This window comes from Gemmatimonadota bacterium, assembly GCA_026705765.1.
Classification (GTDB): domain Bacteria; phylum Latescibacterota; class UBA2968; order UBA2968; family UBA2968; genus VXRD01.
Genome location: JAPPAB010000029.1, coordinates 1 through 18,684, shown reverse-complemented (window position 1 = coordinate 18,684; position 18,684 = coordinate 1). Strand labels below are relative to the sequence as shown.

The 18,684-nt window shown below is 50.1% G+C and carries 17 protein-coding genes and 2 tRNA genes; 12 read left to right on the top strand and 7 right to left on the bottom strand.

Going from position 1 to position 18,684, the window contains the following annotated elements; genetic code table 11:
- Positions 1-3: 3 nt before the first annotated feature.
- The 5 genes from OXH16_03780 to OXH16_03760 all read left to right on the top strand — a co-directional run bounded on the left by OXH16_03780 (position 4) and on the right by OXH16_03760 (position 3,497).
- Positions 4-747, top strand: coding sequence for an ATP-binding cassette domain-containing protein (locus tag OXH16_03780; protein MCY3680489.1), 744 nt, complete (start codon positions 4-6; stop codon positions 745-747).
- Between the two features lie 3 nt (positions 748-750).
- Positions 751-1,662, top strand: coding sequence for an MlaD family protein (locus OXH16_03775; protein ID MCY3680488.1), 912 nt, complete (start codon positions 751-753; stop codon positions 1,660-1,662).
- Between the two features lie 10 nt (positions 1,663-1,672).
- Positions 1,673-2,545 carry a hypothetical protein gene (locus OXH16_03770; GenBank protein ID MCY3680487.1) on the top strand — a complete coding sequence of 291 codons (873 nt, stop codon included), beginning with the start codon at positions 1,673-1,675 and terminating at the stop codon, positions 2,543-2,545.
- Positions 2,546-2,610: 65 nt separating this feature from the next.
- Positions 2,611-2,687 (top strand) — tRNA-Pro (locus tag OXH16_03765).
- 108 nt (positions 2,688-2,795) lie between these two features.
- Entirely contained in the window at positions 2,796-3,497 is a 702-nt protein-coding gene (locus OXH16_03760) for a helix-turn-helix domain-containing protein (GenBank protein ID MCY3680486.1), read from the top strand.
- Positions 3,498-3,709: 212 nt separating this feature from the next.
- On the opposite strand, the gene OXH16_03755 is transcribed toward OXH16_03760, so the two are convergent.
- From OXH16_03755 to OXH16_03745, 3 genes are all read right to left on the bottom strand, one after another.
- Positions 3,710-6,265, bottom strand: coding sequence for an ABC transporter substrate-binding protein (locus OXH16_03755; protein MCY3680485.1), 2,556 nt, complete (start codon positions 6,263-6,265; stop codon positions 3,710-3,712).
- Positions 6,266-6,348: 83 nt separating this feature from the next.
- Positions 6,349-6,789, bottom strand: coding sequence for a DUF5069 domain-containing protein (locus OXH16_03750; GenBank protein MCY3680484.1), 441 nt, complete (start codon positions 6,787-6,789; stop codon positions 6,349-6,351).
- 90 nt (positions 6,790-6,879) lie between these two features.
- On the bottom strand, positions 6,880-7,389 hold the full coding sequence (locus tag OXH16_03745) for a hypothetical protein (GenBank protein MCY3680483.1): 510 nt from the start codon (positions 7,387-7,389) through the stop codon (positions 6,880-6,882).
- A gap of 171 nt (positions 7,390-7,560) precedes the next feature.
- On the opposite strand from OXH16_03745, the gene OXH16_03740 reads away from it, so the two are divergent.
- From OXH16_03740 to OXH16_03730, 3 genes are all read left to right on the top strand, one after another.
- Positions 7,561-8,499, top strand: coding sequence for a DUF368 domain-containing protein (locus OXH16_03740; GenBank protein ID MCY3680482.1), 939 nt, complete (start codon positions 7,561-7,563; stop codon positions 8,497-8,499).
- A gap of 76 nt (positions 8,500-8,575) precedes the next feature.
- Entirely contained in the window at positions 8,576-9,469 is an 894-nt protein-coding gene (locus OXH16_03735; GenBank protein ID MCY3680481.1) for an NAD(P)-dependent oxidoreductase, read from the top strand.
- Positions 9,470-9,472: 3 nt separating this feature from the next.
- The gene (locus OXH16_03730) at positions 9,473-10,657 is read left to right on the top strand and encodes a M20/M25/M40 family metallo-hydrolase (GenBank protein ID MCY3680480.1); all 1,185 of its coding nucleotides are present in this window, start codon (positions 9,473-9,475) and stop codon (positions 10,655-10,657) included.
- A gap of 75 nt (positions 10,658-10,732) precedes the next feature.
- Here OXH16_03730 and OXH16_03725 read toward each other — a convergent pair whose 3' ends face one another.
- Positions 10,733-11,584: a response regulator gene (locus tag OXH16_03725; protein MCY3680479.1), complete on the bottom strand. Its 852-nt coding sequence runs from the start codon at positions 11,582-11,584 to the stop codon at positions 10,733-10,735.
- Positions 11,585-11,598: 14 nt separating this feature from the next.
- On the bottom strand, positions 11,599-12,294 hold the full coding sequence (locus OXH16_03720) for a response regulator (GenBank protein MCY3680478.1): 696 nt from the start codon (positions 12,292-12,294) through the stop codon (positions 11,599-11,601).
- 226 nt (positions 12,295-12,520) lie between these two features.
- Here OXH16_03720 and OXH16_03715 point away from each other — a divergent pair, with 226 nt between their 5' ends.
- The 4 genes from OXH16_03715 to OXH16_03700 all read left to right on the top strand — a co-directional run bounded on the left by OXH16_03715 (position 12,521) and on the right by OXH16_03700 (position 16,152).
- Complete coding sequence (locus tag OXH16_03715) at positions 12,521-12,760, top strand: hypothetical protein (protein ID MCY3680477.1); 240 nt, start codon at positions 12,521-12,523, stop codon at positions 12,758-12,760.
- Between the two features lie 10 nt (positions 12,761-12,770).
- Positions 12,771-15,665 carry a response regulator gene (locus OXH16_03710; GenBank protein MCY3680476.1) on the top strand — a complete coding sequence of 965 codons (2,895 nt, stop codon included), beginning with the start codon at positions 12,771-12,773 and terminating at the stop codon, positions 15,663-15,665.
- A gap of 13 nt (positions 15,666-15,678) precedes the next feature.
- The gene (locus OXH16_03705) at positions 15,679-16,023 is read left to right on the top strand and encodes an STAS domain-containing protein (protein MCY3680475.1); all 345 of its coding nucleotides are present in this window, start codon (positions 15,679-15,681) and stop codon (positions 16,021-16,023) included.
- 55 nt (positions 16,024-16,078) lie between these two features.
- Positions 16,079-16,152: transfer RNA gene (locus OXH16_03700), tRNA-Pro, on the top strand.
- Positions 16,153-16,382: 230 nt separating this feature from the next.
- Here the strand turns inward: OXH16_03700 and OXH16_03695 are convergent.
- Together OXH16_03695 and OXH16_03690 are read right to left on the bottom strand one after the other, a co-directional pair.
- Entirely contained in the window at positions 16,383-18,098 is a 1,716-nt protein-coding gene (locus OXH16_03695) for a fibronectin type III domain-containing protein (protein MCY3680474.1), read from the bottom strand.
- A gap of 429 nt (positions 18,099-18,527) precedes the next feature.
- Positions 18,528-18,680 (bottom strand): hypothetical protein, encoded by a 153-nt coding sequence (locus tag OXH16_03690; GenBank protein MCY3680473.1) that lies wholly within the window; start codon positions 18,678-18,680, stop codon positions 18,528-18,530.
- Positions 18,681-18,684: the final 4 nt, after the last annotated feature.

The following is an 18,684-nucleotide window of genomic DNA, read 5'->3' as shown; positions in this document are numbered from 1 at the left end:
ACTATGGCGAATAAAACGGCTATTGAGTTTGTCGAGGTCTTTAAGTCTTTTGAAGCCCAACCCGTGCTGAAAGGGCTTGACCTGCGGGTTCCCTGGTCTGAGATTACGACGATTTTGGGACCGAGTGGATGCGGCAAAAGTGTGACCTTAAAGCATGTAGTTGGGATTGAGCGGGCTGATGAGGGAAAGGTCGTGGTTGCCGGTTATGACATGGAGCGGATTCGCCATGGCGAGTTGATCGCGTTGCGCAAGCGCATCGGAGTTTTATTTCAGTCTTCGGCACTTTTTGATTCTATGACGGTGAAGGAAAATGTGGCTTTTGGGTTGCGTATGCACACCAGGATGTCCGAAGAAGAAATTGCAGAGCGCGTGCATGTCTGCCTCGATGCTGTGCGATTGGCGGGTACAGAGGCCAAGATGCCGGTTGAGTTGTCGGGGGGAATGAGGAAACGCGCGGCACTTGCGCGGGCCATTGCGATGGAACCCGATTTTATTCTTTACGATGAACCCACAACGGGTCTGGATCCAAATACATCCAGTGTTGTGGGGGATTATATACTTAAATTGCAATCGGAACTCAATGTGACATCGGTGGTCGTCACCCACGATATGCCTCTTGCCCGGCGCGTTTCAGACCGGGTTGCCCTGCTCTATGACGGCAAAGCAGTGGTTCAGGGTGCAATGGAAGATGTCGAGGCATCTGGCAATGAGGTTTTTGAATTGTTTGTTCAAGGCAGGTTGGGGTAGCTTATGAGAGATCGTCGGCAAGAAATTATCCTGGGCGCAGTTGTATTTTTTGCAGTCGTTATTCTGGTGGTTGGCACGGTGTGGCTCTCTGAGCGTTATGCAGGTGCGGCTGGTGGATATCGAATCCATGCTAAGTTCGACAGTGTGCCGGGGCTTCAAGTGGGCAATCCCGTGACGTTTCGCGGGGTGCGGGTGGGAAAGGTTCTGTCTATTACCCTTGAGGATGGGCTGCCTTTTGTTGCGCTCGGGTTTGCCTCAGTGAGAGATTTGCCCGTGGATTCGCGTTTTTTACTCAAATCCGACGGTTTGCTGGGTGGACAGATGATCGAGATTCAGTTGGGGGAGTCGGAACAGCGTCTTCCCGATGGTGCTGTTGTGCAGGGTATTTCTGCTTCTGATCTCGATGCGATGGTGTCTGAAAGCAGGCTTATGATCGAAAAAATTCGCAATGCAGTAGATGGCGTCGCCAGTGATAACAATCTCGCGCATCTGGAAAGCGTTCTTTCGCGTATTGATACGACCACGTACTATCTCAACCGATTATTGAATGACGATAATCTGGGTAAGGTCGATAAGATGCTCGACAGTTTGGCGGTGGCGACGGGCGATGCGAGTGGTTTGATGCGGGATAATCGCGAAAATTTGAGTATTGCAGCGACCAATATAGCTGTGACGATGGAACGCCTTGCGCGGATTTCGGCACAGATGGAATCGACTTCGGTTGCTATGCAGAATACATTTGCCAATCTCGATGATATTTCCAAAGGGATACGAGACGGACGCGGTACGGTTGGGCGTTTGGTTAAGGACGAAGCGGTGTACGAGCATCTGGATCGCACTCTGACGTCTGTGGATAGTCTTATTGAAGATATCAAGCGGAATCCCAAACGCTATCTCCATATTAGTATATTCTGAGGAGTTCACTATGATTATAAGGATTCTGCTCTGGCTCTTTGCCCTTACAGCTACGATTTCAGCGACCGATCTGGCGTGGTTTCATTGGAAAGAGAATGACGCGATCTCTTTTGGTGGGTTTGTGCCCGAAATGCGAGCTGTAAAAGCAATTGTGGGTACAGGTGATGATGCACCGCGCATTGTGTATGGCGACCGTCATGGGGCAATTTATGTGCTGGAAATGCAGGGGGGGCGCTTCCGAGAGGTGTGGAGAAGTCCTCCACTGAGAGCGGAGATTGCAGAGGTTTTTGTTCTGGATATCGATGTCGATGACGAGCTTGAGATCGTTGCATATACCCATGCTGGAGATATTGCGTTTTATCGGGCCAGCGATTTTCACGAGATATGGCGAAGCACGGACGATGAGTTTGCATCGGTTTCGGCTATGGTGATTGAAAATATTGATGACGATCCGCAACTCGAGTTGGTGTTTTGCGGCGAAGATGCTGCAGAGAGTCGGAGCTATCGGCCGCCGGGCGGATCGCGCGATGATTCCGATCGGGATCGCGCTGCACAGGTTGGGCGCTTGTTTGTGTTCGATTGTAAAAATCTGTTTTTAGAATGGCGCAGCGAGCAAGGGCTGTGGGCACAGAGTATGGCTGTTGGCGATCTCGATGATGACGGCGAGCTTGAGATTGCACTCAATACGGGATTTGTTATTGGCGCGACTTATCAACGCGTTGAATGGGAATACCGCAATGGCTTTGGTGATAAGATTGGCTACGCTGATCTCGATGGCGATGGCATACCCGAGTTGATTGGGGAGACGAAAAAGCCCCATCAATTTATTCGCATTTTTGATGTGGATCTGCAGTCTGAGAGTTTTCTGAGTTCTGGTAGATAACAAATAGAGGCTTTAATATTGACGGTCTCTGGCAAAATGGGTAAATTTATTCACGAATGAGTTATCGGAGCGTAGCGCAGCTCGGTAGCGCACCATCTTGGGGTGATGGGGGTCGCTGGTTCAAATCCAGTCGCTCCGACCATAATAAGACAGGGGTTATGATTTATTGCATAACCCCTTTTCTTTTTGCGGCGCATAGCCCATCTGGAACAGCGCGAAGGGATAGGTCTCAAATTCTTCAGGAGGCACTATGGACAATCAGAAAATTTTGATTGTAGATCACGACCTGCTTGTAATCTCAGAGCTTGCAGGATTCTTGTGGGATGAACCCTATGAATTATGCCTGGCAGGATATGGGATAGAAGGTCTTGAAATTTTAAGACGAGAGGAGATTGCTCTTGCAGTTGTTGAGCTACATGTAGAGGGTATAGATGGTATAACGCTATTGAAGCATGTGAAAGAGGAGAAAATTCAGACAGCTATGCTGATCATGACGAGTTTGCGATCTGCAGAATTGGGCGAACAGTTGATCAAGGCTGGCGCTGCAAGTGTATTTGACAAACCAATAGAGAGAGATGTTTTTTTAACACAGGTCAAAAGATATATGTCTCCACAAGATATGTGGAAGACCAGGTTTGAAGTATTTTTGGAGGATCATTACAGCAATTCAGATCTAAAATTTGAAGATGCCATGCGCTATTTCCGATTTTCTAAGTCGCATGGTTACGCATTGTTCAAAAAACATTTGGGCAAGACCTTTCGTGAAGCATTGAGGGAGGTCAGAACTGGAAAGGCAAAATCTTTGATTGAAGAAACGCCATTGCCAATTTTTGAAATTGCAGCACATTCTGGCTTTCGTTCATCATCGCGTTTAAACGAAGCTTTTAAGAGATTATATGGCCTGTCTCCTCGTGCTTACCGAAAAAAAGAGGACATACACGTAAGAAATTAGACATATAATGCAAAAAAGTGGACATATGCGTAATAAATCAGACGTACGCGTAATTTTTTGCTGTTGAAATTGTAGTAGCAATTGTGTTATTTTTGGAAACGTGTGAATACAAATTCAGGAAAAGCTCAACGGCTGCGGGTTGTTTTTCTGGATCCTTCCAGAAAAATCAGGGACCGGTCCTCCCTTCCCGCAGCCTATTTTATTGTTACTACCTATGGATTGAAGACCTCAAATTTGCCGTTTTTGACGATCAGGATAATTGGGTTGTAAATCGCGTCTCCATTGGCGTCAAAGGAGAATTTGCCCAAAATTGTGTCCAGGTTTGTGATATGCGCCAGTGCATCTCGAATCGACTCTGAATCAGTTGATGGGGCAGCGGCGATGGCATTTGCCAGGATATAGGCAGTGGCATACGCTTGGGCGACGAATTCGTCTGGTTCGGCGTTGTATTTCATTGTGTAATTTTCGACAAAGGCGCGATTGCCCGGTGTGTCAGACATGCTGCTCCAGGCGGTAATACTGATCGCTCCTTCGGCGGCGGCACCCGCGCGTTGTACATTGCCTGTGGTTAAAGATGTCGTGATAAAGTGAATTTCGGCGGGGATGCCGATTTGTCGAGTCTGGATCAGAACGGCTTCCTTTTCCACGGGTAAAGCGGAGAGGAAGATGGCGTCTGGATTCGATTCTTTTATTCGGGTTAATTGTTCCGAGAAGTCGGTGTCACCGGTTTGGAAAGTTTCTGTGGTTATTACTTCGACGTTGTTTTGTCGGAGTGCTTCTGTGATCGCTTCGTTGCTGCTCCGGGAGAAGACATCATCGTTTTGATATATGGTGGCGACTTTCTGATAGCCGAGTTTCTCATGTGTGGTCTTAACACCAACGGGCACGAAGCGATCTACGGTAATAATCGTGCGAAATACAAAATCGCCTATTTCGCTGAGGCCACGGGCGGCGGAGGTCGGGCTGATGGCTACGATTTGATTTTGCTGGGCGATGGGAAAAGCTTCTCTGGTTATCGTTGAGGCCAATGGACCGATGATGACGGATACGCCGTCGCGATGAATCAGTTTGTTATAGGCTTCAATAGCGCCTTCTATGGTGCTCTGATTGTCTTCAACTATGGGTTTGAGTCTCATATCGCCGAGTAGCGGTGAATGGTTAATCTCTGCGAATGCGAGTTGGAGTCCGTTATTTACTACCGGGCCAAGGGAAGAGAGATGGCCTGTTAGAGGCAAGACGACGCCAATGGGTATTTCTTTTTTTTGCGGTGACGCGCTGAAGACTTCGAGTTTGCCGTTTCTGACGATCAGTACAACCGGGTTGTAAATCCCATCTCCATTGGCGTCAAAAGAGAATTTGCCCAGGATCGTGTCCAGGTCTCTGGTTTTTGCCAGGGCGTCCCGAATTGCCCTTGAATCTGTTGATTGGGCATTGGCGATGGCGTTCGCCAGGATATGGACGGTGGCATAGGATTGTGCGGTGAATGCGCTGGGTTCAACGCCAGCTATCATCGTGTAATTTTGGACGAAGGCGCGATTTCTCGGGGTGTCGGCCGTGCTGGTCCATGCGGTAAAACTGATCGCGCCCTCAGCGGCAGCACCTGCGCGTTCTATTTCACCTGGGGTCAGGGTTTGTGTGATGAAGTGAACTTCGGGGGGGATGCCGATTTGCCGAGTCTGGATCAGTATATCATTCGCCTCTGTTATCGGTAGCGCGGAGAGGAAGATGGCGTCTGGATTCGATTCTTTTATTCGGGTTAATTGTTCCGAGAAGTCGGTTTGACCAACCTGGAAGGTCTCTGTTATCAAAATTTCGACGCCGTTTTGAAGGAGTATTTCTTTGATTAGTGCATCGCTATTTTGGGCAAAGACATCGCCAGCCTGGAATATTGTGGCCACCTTTTGATAGCCGAGTTGCTCATGCGTGGCCGTGACACCACGGGGTATGAGCCAGTTAACGGTGAGACTGGTGCGGAAGAGGAAAGTGCCCATTGCGCTGAGGCCTGGGGAGGCTGAGGTTGGACTAATCGCCACGACTTTATTTTCTTGGGCAATGGGAAAAGCCTCTTGGGTTGAACTTGAGGTGTACGGACCGATGATAGCGGATACGCCATCGCGATGAATCAGTTTGTTATAAGCTTCAACAGAGCCTTCTGGGGTGCTGCGGTTGTCTTCCATAATAAAATTGATTTTTGATCCGCCGAGTAGCGATGAACGGTTAATTTCTTCGCGTGCGAGTTCGAAGCCAGCTATAAGCACCTGACCACCTGCACCGAGTTGACCCGTCAGAGGCAGGACGACGCCTATGGTGATTTCTGCGGGAAGACCTTCTACTGCTATCTGTGCCCTGCCTCCAATGGGCAAGTTGAGCCGTACTTTTTGGCCTTCGTTAATTGGAATGCTGGTCCAGGATCCGATCTCAATCCCGTCCTGTGAGGCGCGCGCTTGATAATAACCGTTGCCCGCTGAGATCTCTATCCACACTTGACCGTTCTCATCGGTCATACCGGACCACTGATAATCCGGTTTTTGTCCCGCAATAGAACGCGCAAATTCTACTTTTGCACCGCTTACGGGTGCGTCATCCTGCTGTACATTAGCTATGATTACAGCGTGTGACGCATTTTGTTGTGCAGCTAATTTGCTCAGGGGACGGCCAATTTGTTCGTCTGTCCCTGTTTCTGACTGCGTTACGCGCTCACCGCCACAGTTCCATATTATTCCTGCGGCAAGGGCTATTGCGATTATAATGCGAATATTTTGCAACATGGAGATCTCCTGAAAGCGGTATAGAGAAAATCCCAGAATGTTTTTTTCCATTCTGGGATTTTTGGTGCGAGATGGATGGGTGTCTATCCCGTTAGTTGGGCGTGAAACTCTGTCCAGTCATCGAGGTTGTTCAGGTTGACGGCGTCGAGAATTGTGCCGTCGTCGTCAATGCCTGCTGCACCGAGGATGGACCCTCGGACATCGTCTGCGTGGTTATAACCCTCGATTGCGGCGTTGAGTTCTGCAACGGCGTTGCTGTCGAGGCTGCCGCCGCTTTGTGCGATAACCCATGCTTCGAATTCCGGATAGGAGGGCAGATTTTCGGTGAGATAGGCGACGGTGGCATCGCGGTCGAGGCCCAGGCCATCGAGAACCATCTGGTCGTAGCCCAGTCCACACTGGTCATAGCCTTCTTCGAGGTTGCCCGTGGCGCCCAACAGGACTTTGCTCCACAGGCGAGGTAGATGGAGTACGCCTGCTGGTCCTGCTACACCTGAACTGATGAGGGGGATTGTTCCTGCCATTTTTTACTCCTTTTGAATATGGTTCATCGACCAGCACGCGAATGATTGGGGAGGTGCTGGTGATCTGAACCGCGTTTTGAGAATGACTTTTTATTTTGCCAAAATACCTTTCTGATCTTTGTTGAGTGTCCACGTATCGACTATACCGTTTGAATATGTCACGGTGAGTTGTGTGCCGATGAATTCAAATTTCGTCCCGTTGTCGTGGGTGAGTGTGACGCGCGCATCGTCAGAGGAGATTTGTCCCGTGCCATTTTGGGCGGTTGTGTCGTAAACTGCATCTGTGCTATCTGTTGTTACATCGCCAATTCTGAGTTTGGATTGATACGTAAATGACGTGCCCTGTAGGTCGTATAAACGGTCGATGACTCTAATGCTCTGTCTGTCGTCCGTTAGGGAGAGGTGCACCTTGGCCTGGGTGGGTGCGGTTGGAAACCATTCGATGAGGCCGCTGATTTGTGGACTCTGGATGATTTCACCCTGTGCGGGTTTGCGGGACTCCAACAGCCAGGTGCCGCGAAGCTCTGCCTGATATTTGGTGTCGTCGCCACAACCGATTAGTAGGGCGCAAAAGACGAGTGTTATAGATGTGCGCAACATAAAGATCTCCTGTCAAAACATCGATGCAAGTGAAATCCGTCATTATCCCGCCGCGAACAATAAAAAGGGAATCCTTGTGTTGTCAAGGACAAACTGTTGTGTGTAGTGGATTCTCGTTCTATATTTTGAAGTGTGATCCGGAGAAAAAAGGCAGATGAACCGGGAGAGTATATGGAGATGGAAGAGATGGCGCACAGACCAAAGCGGTCTTTGAGAAGCTATGCTGGTATCGCGCTGAGGGGTGTGTGCATGGGGGCTGCCGATGTTGTGCCCGGTGTGTCGGGGGGCACAATGGCGCTGATTACGGGGATTTATGAAGAGCTGATTTTTTCGATCCGTTCTTTTGATACGCGATCTGCACGACTTCTGATGGAGTTGCGTATAAGGGAATTGCTCGATTATGTGCGGTGGCCTTTTTTGTGCGCGCTTGTCGCGGGGATTCTCGTTGCGATTTTTTCACTGTCGCGCGCGATTACTTATTTGCTGGATAATGAGCCTGTTTTCCTGTGGTCCTTTTTCTTTGGTCTGGTGCTGGCGTCTGTTTTTACGGTGGGGTTGCGCATTCCGCAGTGGAATTTGAGGATGTTTTTGGGCGCTGTTGGAGCAACACTGGGTGCGTATTTTCTGGTCGGGCTGGTGCCGGTTGAAATGCCGCATAGTCCGCCGTATATTTTTGGTTCTGCTGTGGTTGCGATTTGCGCGATGATTTTGCCCGGTATTTCGGGGTCCTTTGTGCTGGTTTTGCTGGGGCAATATCCGTATCTTCTCAACGCGGTCAATACGCGAGATCTGTTTACAATCGCGCTGTTTGGTGCGGGTGCCGTGGTTGGGCTGATGGCGTTTTCGCGCATTTTGAACTGGTTTTTTCGGCATTATCACGATTTGATGATTGCGCTGTTGACCGGATTGATGCTGGGGTCGCTCAGGAAGATTTGGCCGTGGAAAGAGACGGTGGAGACGGTGGTCAATCGGCACGGCGAGGTGGTGCCTCTCATTCAGGTGAATGCGTTGCCCGAGGTGTGGTCGGTCGAGGTGGTAGGGGCTATAGGACTCGCGCTTTTGGGTCTGGGACTGGTGCTCGTTCTCGAGCGTTTGGCCAGGCACAGGTAGTTAGTTCTTGACAGGCGCGTTTTGAAAAATACATTGTCACGAGAATTTTTTTCATCCTTAAACTATCGAGGTAAATATGGCAAATTCAGATTATACAATTGGCGTGGTTGGCGTTGGTCGAATGGGCGCGAATATTGCGCGTCATCTCAATGACGAGGGGTTTTCGGTCGAGGCGGTGTACGATATTCGCGCTGAGGTCGCATCGGATCTTGCCAGCGAGTTGGGCTGTGAGGCACATACAGAACTCGCGGGTATGACGGCTGCTGCAGATTATATCATTACGGTTGTGACAGATGACGCTGCAATGGGGACTATTTATGCCGAGTCTGGCGATAGTCTGTTGCAGGGTGCTCAGGGCAAGGTTTTTATTAATTGCGCGACGATTACGCCACAGATTCACGTGGATGTCGAGGGTCTTGCAGAGCAGGCAGGGGCAAGTAGTCTGGAAGGGTGTATGGCGAGTAGTATTACACAGGCGCGTGAGGGTACGCTTTATTTGATGTGTGGCGGTAAGCGCACTGTTTTTGACCAGGCGAGCCCGATTCTCGAGTCTATGAGTACAAATTTGATCTATATCGGCGAAGCGGGGCAGGCCGCGCAGGTCAAGGCGCTCGTCAATATGGTTATGAATATCAATACCGCTGGTCTGGCAGAGGGGCTGGGGTTGGGTGCCGCGCTCGGCCTGGATTTGAATATGCTCATGGAGGTGTTTTCACAAACGGGGGCAAATTCCCGCGTGCTGGAGACCGATGGGGAAGATATGGTCATACGCGATCACGAATGTTATTTTTCCGCCGACCATGCGGCGAAAGATTCCGGGATTGCGCTTTCGCTCGCTTATGATGCGGGTGTCAATCTGCCATTGGCAGAGGCGACAAAAGCCCAGTTTGAGCTTTTGAAAGAGAAGGGCAAGGGTGATCTGGATAAATCGGGTGTTGCCGAGTTGACTTTCCCTGGGCGGGATGATTAGGTGATGCAGACACGAGATCTCATAGCGGCTATTGACCGGGAGTGGGTGGCTGAGCGGACTCTGGAATTGGTCGATATATACAGTGTTACGATGGATGAAGCCGAAGTCTGCCGTGCGTATTGCGACATGATGCGCGGCGTTGGGTTGGATGTGGATGTGCGGGAGGTTACTCCGGGGCGGAATAATCTCTACGCGCGCATCGCAGGGCAGGGGAATGGTCCTTCCCTGATGCTCAATGGTCATCTCGATACGATTCCCGTGGGGGACTGTCCACCCGCTCGTCGCGAGGGCAACCGCGTGTACGGACGGGGGGCGACCGATATGAAGGGGGGGATGGCTGCGGCTCTAGGGGCGGTTAAGGCGCTTCTGGAGAGTGGTGTGGCGTTGCGGGGCGATTTGTGGCTGACGGCGATTGTGGGACACGAGGAGGTTGAGGCGCAAAAGGACGGACCACTGGCGCTGATTGCCGATCTCAATAGTGGTCGGATTGGCGGAGATCGGATTTTGATTGTCGAGGGCCGCGACGCGCTTTGGGTGATGAGTATGGGGTCGATGGTTTTTACCATCACGCTCGAATCGGACGCTGGGGGCAAGCATACGCAGTACGTGCCTTTTGCGGATAATCCGATCCGTTTTGTGGGCGCGCTTATTGAGCGGATCCACCAGTATCAGCTTGAACTCGACGACGGACTGGCACACGCTCTTGCCGGGGCAGAGCGGATTGATCTGGGTATTGTCAACGGGGGCGATTATTTTAATCGCACGCCTCTGTGTTGCACGCTGACCGGGACCCGGCGCTGGCTCCCGGGGCGCACTGCACCACAGGTGTTGGCGGAGTTAGAAGATCTGGCGCGACCATTTGCCGAGGCTGGAGCGTTGCGCCTGCGGGTTGAGATGGAGCACGAGCGCGAGCCTTTTGAGACCCGTGCCGATGATGCGGCAGTGCAGGCGGTTGCCCGGGCGCATACGCAGGTGACGGGCCAGGATGCAGAGCTGGTGGGGATGCGGATTGTGGGAGATGCCAATTTATACGTGCACGGGACAGAGGTGCCGACTTTTTACTACGGTCCTTCAAATGAGACGGCACACGCGGATGTGGAGTGGGTGGAGGTGGATCGATTGGAGAAGGCTGCGCAGGTGTACGCGTTGGCTGCAGTCGATTATTGCGGTCTTGTAGGGGAGGGATGATTGTGTGACGAGTTTTTTCAGCATAAATGACAAAAGGGTTGTACAATGAGTGTACAACCCTTTGTCTTTTTGCGGTTATCTGTTGGTGTCTTTTGGGAGGTCGAGGTATTTGACAAAGACCACTTCGTTGCGCGCTTCGTTGTAGATCAATTCATCTGCGCTGGTTTTGACCATTAGCAGGCCAAAGCCGCCCGGGCGCAACCCCTGGTTTTCTCTGACGCTCATGTGGGCGATGGGATCGTCGGGGTTGTTGAGGGCCGCATGTTCGAGTTCATCCATGTCAAAGCCCGATCCGGGATCTGCTATGCGGAACATGAGCATGCGTTCAAAGCGGAGAAATGCGATTCGAACCTTTTTGCTCGGGTCGAGTTGTCCGCCCCATTCAATGGCATTGGCGAGGAGTTCGTAGAATGACATCGCGATGGTTTCGCGGAGGTCTTCGGGCAGGTTGGCTTCTAATTGCATCACGAAATTGCGCATTCGTCCCGCTGATTTTTGATCGCAGGGCACCAGAAGTTCAACCCAGTTTGGGGTTGCCGATGTCACTTCGATAATTGTTTCCTGGCGACTTGCACTGAGGCCGTCCTGGACAATGCGTGTCAATTCCTGAGGGTCTATGGGTTTTGGGATGTAGTGATATGCCTGTTCTCGGATTGCTTTGAGGAGGGTGTCCGAGGTGTCATCGGAGGTCATGACGATGACTGGCGGGGGTGAGGGCAGGGTTTTTACTTTTGACAATAATTCCAGACCGTTGAGTCCGGGCATCCATATATCTGTAAGCAGCAAGTCGAATGGGGTTTTGGCGATTCGATCGAATGCCTTTTTTCCATCGGTAACCGTTTCTGTTGTGTATCCGGCGTCTTCGAGTATGGCTTCTACCAGCACTCTGGTTGGGCCGTCGTCTTCAGCGATCAGTATTTTGGACATATCTGGTGCTCGGTTCAAAAGGAATATGTGAGTTCTTTGAGTGCGTTTTGAACTGCGGATAACTCGCGTTCAAGCGTTTTGCAGGTTTTGGAGGCCTGGCTCAAGTTGTTCGATTTGCCCATTTGTTCGAGTACGAAAGCTGTTTCATATGCTGCTTTGGCGTCGAAATTGGCCACGGAACCCTTCAGCGCATGGGCTGCCTGACGCAGGTCTTCGGGCGATTGTTGGTCAATTGCGCGGTGCAATGCGGCGATATGGTCGGGTAATTCTTCCAGGAAGACATCTACCATTTTTTTAAAAATTTGTTTTCTTCCACCTACCCGCGTCATGATACCATCGATGTCAACAGGAGGTGTTCGGGAAGTGGCAGGTACGTTCAGATTTTGCAGGACGGCAACGAGCTGGTCTGCGCGAACAGGGCGGATTAGCGTTGCTGTGGCACCCGCGTTGAGACAGGGTTGATCGTGTTTTTCGTGTGATACGAGACCAATAATGGGAATGTCCGATTTTGCCCGCGCAATTTGTTGTTCAATATTTCCACATTCATCTATGTCCATCATCGCGAAACGGTAAGACATGGCTTGCTCGGGCAGTTCGGGAACTGCCACGACCTGATAGCCCTTTTGCTCGAGGAGCGCGTAGAGCAGGTGGCGATGGATGGCGTTGCGGTCTATTATGAGCGCGTCGCAAGATGTTGGGAGATCGGCCATCGAATCTGACTCCGGGAATGTATCCGCAGATGAACGCAGATGAAAACCACAACATAATAGGTACAACAGATTGGCAGTTTATGTCAACCACAATTGTTTGAGGTTGTGGGTAGATCAAACTAATAGAAAGAAGTAGATTTTTGGTTGACTTCTGTTTTTGTGTTTGCAATCTTAATGGCAAATGGTTTCCCACAATCGCTATTCCGAATAGTATCAGGAGGTGTTTATGGATCTTAAGGATTTGGACCGTATCCACAAGGAACAGGAAGAAAGACAAAAGTTCAGTAGCATTCTCCGCCGTTTTGAAGAAGGGAATAATTTGAGGAATGGGTTTATTGTTATTGCCATTGTTATTGCTCTGGTTATTGTGATTTACGGTTTAAAAGAAATGCATTTTCTCTTTGAATCTATTCCGGGCGGGGATCCGGTAGAACAGGTAACGCCCCGGGGGACAGAGGTCGAATAAAAATTTTACCATGGGTAAACGCGATACACATACGATTGATTCTACTGGTGGTTTTCAACAGATTCGGGATGCTTTAGACGCATTGCAGCGGAGTGAAGAGCGTCTAACACACGCGCTCAATGCCGGTGGGATTGGTTTGTTTGATTGGGATATACAGAACGATCACGCTGTGTGTACAGACCGGTATTTCGAACTTTTTGGTTTTCCCCCACGAGATGCAATGGTCTCTGAGGCCGAGTGGTTGGCGTGTGTTTATCCAGATGATCGCGATCGTGCGCAGAGAGAGGTCAGGCAAGCCCTTGAAGGACGCGCTCCTTATGATACTGAATATAGAATTGTGCATGCCAATGGCGAGGTGAGATGGGTCAGTAGCAAGGCCAAAGTATTTTTTGATGCGGGTGAGGAAGTGCCGGTTCGCATGATTGGGGCGGTAGCCGATATTACCCGACAAAAGCGGGCAGAAGGTGCACTCGGCGATCAGGTGGCTTTTCAGAATGCGCTCATACAGGTCAGTCGCGCCGTGCAGCAGATGACGCGGCCAGAGCATCTCGAGGTGGTTGTTCGCGTGTGTAGAGAACAGTTGCTGGCTCTCGATGTATCCGTTGTCGCTATTGCCGTACATCGGTTGCTCGATCCCAAAACGCGTACTTTTGAAACGCACGAGGTGATGCCTTCGGGAGAGATCAATCGCATGGTGCGCCAGGTGCCGAATGTTTATCGGATGTGGCAACAACAGAGAACGATTTACCGCGAGAATCTCGTAGAAAATATGGGGGGATTGTCACAGGTGGGTTTCAAGGCCATAGCTGCGCGATACGGGGTTGAGGTGCGGTGTATTCTCGATATTCCCCATGTGCGGGGCACAATGGCTTTGATGAGTGATGAGGTTTCTGCTTTTTCAGAGGCTGAGGTTTTGTTTTTGGAGAGTATTGCAGAACAGGTCTCGATGGGTATTACCCGTTTAGACGACCTCGAGCGCCTCGAGGCGCAGAACAAAGAGCTTGAAAATGCCCGTATAGCAGCCGAAGCAGCCAATCAGGCCAAGAGCCAATTTTTGGCCAATATGAGCCACGAGATTCGCACGCCGATGAACGGCATTATGGGGATGATCGAATTGCTGGGTAATACCGAGTTGACTGAGCGGCAAAAAGAATACGCCGATCTCGCTTATAATTCGGCAGATACGTTGCTCGTATTGCTCAACGATATTCTCGATCTGTCCAAGGTGGAGGCTGGCAAGCTCGAATTGGAGAGCATTCCGTTCGCGCTGAGAGATACGCTTGGCGATACGTTGCAAACACTGGCTGTTCGGGCGAGTGAGAAGGCGCTTGAGTTGACCTATCGGATTGCGCCAGAGGTCCCCGACGACTTGATAGGCGATCCCATTCGCCTGAGACAGGTCGTCGTCAATCTGGTGGGCAATGCCATCAAGTTTACAGATCGAGGGGGTGTGGATATCGATGTTGACCTGATAGAGGTGCGCGAGGCGGATGCAAAACTGCGATTTGAGGTGCGCGATACGGGTATTGGTATTCCAGTACAGGTACAACAGCAGATATTTAGCGCGTTTGATCAGGCAGATAGTTCCACGACGCGGCAATATGGCGGCACGGGGCTTGGCTTGACCATTTCTGCCCAATTGGTCGAGCTGATGGGTGGAAAACTCGATGTGAAAAGCGAGCCGGACAAGGGCAGTGTTTTCTTTTTTGAAGCCAGTTTTTCGCGTCGGACCAGCGGTGTGTCATACCGGGATATTTTGCCCGATACATTGCACGGGATGCCCGTATTGGTCGTTGATGATAACAATACCAATCGGGTGATTTTTGAAGAGATGTTGTCCTGCCATGGTTTGAAACCCGCTCTGGCTGAGAATGGTCAGATAGCATTGGAAGAGTTGTTGCGCGCACAACAGGCGGGTAGTCCATATCCACTGGTTCTGCTCGACGCGGAAATGCCCGTTATGGACGGTTATGCGCTCGCAAGGCAGATTGCCGGTGACGCAACGCTGAAATACACGCGCGTGGTGGTGTTGACTTCTGCTGGTCGCCCGGAGGTGGCTTCTACCAGCGAAATGCTGGCCGGGCACCTGTCCAAACCCATCAAGCAATCCGATCTTTTTAATTTGATCGCTGACATATTCGAGGAATCTGAGCCAGATGCTTTGGGGACAGACGATATTATAACTGAGAAGGCGCGGAAATCTCTGCGCATTTTATTGGCCGAAGACGGTCTGGTCAACCAGCGCGTTGCCATTGATATGTTAAACCAGCGCGGACACACAGTCGTTGTGGCAAATAATGGTGTGGAGACTCTGGCAGCGCTTGATAATGACGATGCCTTTGATCTGGTGTTAATGGATGTACAAATGCCCGAAATGGATGGGCTTGAAGCCACCAGAGAAATTCGCAAGCGCGAAAAGGATTCGGGGGGGCATATTCGAATTGTTGCGATGACGGCCGATGTGATGAAGGGCGACCGCGAGCTTTGTATAGCGGCCGGCATGGATGGATTTGTCGCCAAACCTCTTCGATCTCGTCTCCTTTACGATGCGATAGAAGCGACGGGTCCCGCCGGGCAACAGACGCTCGATTGGGAGGCTTCATTGCAACATGTTGGTGGGGATGAGGCGCTTCTCGTGCGGTTAGCCGAGATGTTTTTAGAAACGAGGAGGGGTTTGATAGGCCTTCTTGACGACACAGAAACGCTTCGCCAGGGGGCGCGTGAATTAAAAGAAAATGCCGAATTGTTTTACGCGGATGACGCGAGGGAGGTTGCCGCGAAGATTGAAGCGTTGGCAAAGGATGAAAATTGGTCAGATGCTGAGCGCCTTGTGGCAGATTTGAGAGCGCATGTGGAATCTCTTGCAGCCGCGCTTGAGGTGCAAGGCGATTTGGGTCATAAATAGGAAGGAAAACAGGATGGCTTTTGAAGAAACTATGCAGGGTAATATTCGCATTATAAAGCTCGATGGTCAGGTGACAGACCGCGAGATGTCGGCGTTGGCCGATTATGTAACTGAATTTCTCGAAGAGAATAATGGAATGAAAGTGGTTTTGGATTTGGGACAGGTGCGGTGGTTAAACAGCATGGCATTTGGGGTTTTGACCGCGCTTTTGCAGCGTTTGCGCAAGGCCAACGGCGATTTGAAACTCGCCAATGCTCACGATCATGTGATCAGCGTTTTTGTGCAGACGCAGTTGATTAAAATTTTTGATCTGCACAATTCTGTAGATGAGGCTGTTGCGGCATTTCAGGCGGCGTAAATCTTTTTCTTGCCTGAGAATGAAATTGTGGTATTTTTTTTAGACAAATAGCAAACGGGGCGTGGCTCAGCCCGGTAGAGCGCCTGCTTCGGGAGCAGGAGGCCGGAGGTTCAAATCCTCTCGCCCCGATAAAAATAATAAAGCCCGTCAATCGGTAATGATCGACGGGCTTTTGTTTGTACTCGAAGTGAGTAGAGGGGTATAACTATGATATAAGATTGAAAAAAGGGCAATTTGCATTAGATGATGGGCGATTGATGCTGTTATCCACCAAAATGAGTCAAGTCCAGACAAAGATCAGAAAATCGCCAATTTCAATGGTGCTATCCCCATCCAGTGGGATTCGGTTTATCCAGAACCTAATTGTCCAGCAGTTCTGTGACAATTCTACCTGTCTTTCCTGTATATTTTCCCACTTCAATTTTTATTACGCGCTGATCTTTCAAGTAACTTGTCTGCACCATTACCGGGGTAGAGGCGTGTTTAGAGAATGGATTTGTAATTTCCGCAATACGATGATAGCTCAGGTCATTCCCATCCACCTGAAAATGAGAGAAAGAAAGGCTGAATAAAGGGGTCTCTCTGACTGAAAAGAGAAAGGGCCTACCATAAATTTCAACGAATATGCTGCCGCGATTGCGCAGTGAAAGCGTCTTTCCTGGAAATGCCAGTGCACCTATGAAAGTCGTTTCATTTGTACTCAGGTCTGTCGCTTCCATGCGCACATAGGTATGCTCGTAACGTCCCCAGCTATATGCGATGTCTTCAGCCTTATAGTTGGTGGGGAGTGGTGCTCCCTCTACGACATCGGATTTGCGCAGACACAGGCGATAGGTTCCTTCCGACCAAGCGAAGTCGTTTCGCACACTAATAAAATTTCCTTCATGACCAGCGCTTCGGACAAGGCCGCCGGGTGCTTGTCTAATCGCATCCACATTCCGCTCTTCCCATCGAGAAAAAATAGCGCCTCTGTCTCTTCGCTCGTAGGTATTTCTGGTTTGGTTTTTGTCGGTATAACCATCAATGTGTGTCTGTATGCCTCCGTAACAGGGTATCTGATTGATCTGCTGGCCCAAAAGGGATATGTATAAATTGACATTATCGGGTACACTTCCCTGGATCGTAAACGTCGTGCAATAGGACTGAATATCCTTCAGCTCATTTGCTGAGTATAAATGCACGTTGGTCAAGTGCCAGGGGGTTTGGGCCTGCGTAGCTGGTGGCAGGCGCCGGGGCACGGCAGTAGTTGAGGCCGACCACGCGCCCGTGCCTTCGTCGTTGCGTGCCCGTATCTGCACGTCGTAATAAGTGTACGATTTCAAGCCCGTGATAGTCGTCGTCTGCGTTGTGCCGGTGTGAGGATAGGAGATAAAGTCACTGTGGCCGATTTGTCGGTATTGTACGTCATAATCGCTGATGTCTGGACCGGTGTTGGTCGGTGCCATCCAACTCACCGTCAGAGTATTCAACGTTGGATCTGATATTGTTGGTGCTGCTGGTCTTCCCGGTGCTTCTTTCACATCAATCACGGTGATGGTAATCGCCTGTTCGGCTGTCTGCGTGCGGTTACCTGTGCCACTTGTAGTCTGAACCACTACGGTATATGTATTATCGTCCGCCGCTGGCCGCTCGAAGTCCGGGGCGGTCTTAAAGAACAACTGATTCTGGTTGATGATCTCAAACAGGTTCTGGTTGGTTCCACCGCTAATCGCATAACCGGTGATGTCGTCCTGTCTGTCGTCATCTTTGGCGATAATCGTGCTGACTATCTTTGTATTCTCCAGTACAGAGAAAGTTGACGCACTGGTGAAGACAGGCAAGCAGTTCACCTCTTGTCCAAAGCTACTGACAAAGATCAAAAAATCGGGAAGACCAATTTCACCATTGCCATCCAGGTCGTATTTTGCTTCATACTTCTCCTGGCCTTCCTTTGACCCGAACGAATCGACAAAGAGCAAAAAGTCGGCTATATCGACAACACTACTCCCGTCAAAGTCCGCAGAAGGTGGCGTATCAGCAGAGGCTGGTTTCACACATACCAGTAACGCAAGAATGGATATAAATAATCTTTTCAATATTTCCTCGCGATCCTTTAACAACAAGCAGACGAAAGCAACTTGATTTTATGCTTGCGGGTCGAGTCCACACCAATCACACCATTTTCATCTGTCCTGGTCAGGGAGGACAATCCAAAGGGAGTTAGCTGATGATCATCTGTCATCAGCCGAAATTAAAGGTTGCCCTCCCATTTTTTGAGTCCTATGTCCGTGTTTCGGTTATGATGATGGTGGCATCAGAACAGTATTTAAGGCAAAAACCGTGCCAATGTGAGCGTTGTCCAGACAGATATACTCATAACGAGTTGTTTTACATAAAGAAAGAGAGCCAATCTGACTATATCATATCGTCGCAGAATAGTCGGATTGGCTCTTATATAAGACCTATTGCGGTCCCGAAAGACCTATTACGGTCCCAAAACTATATTACATCAGTGAAATTCGAATTTATTTTTTGATACCCAATCTTTTCATTTTGTTATACAGGGTAGAAGGTGGTAATCCCAGCAGTGTCGCCGCTCCCATAGCTCCCTTTATCTGATAGTTGGTGGCTTCGAGCACACCGAGAATATAGCGGCGTTCAAATTCATCCAAAGGCACGACT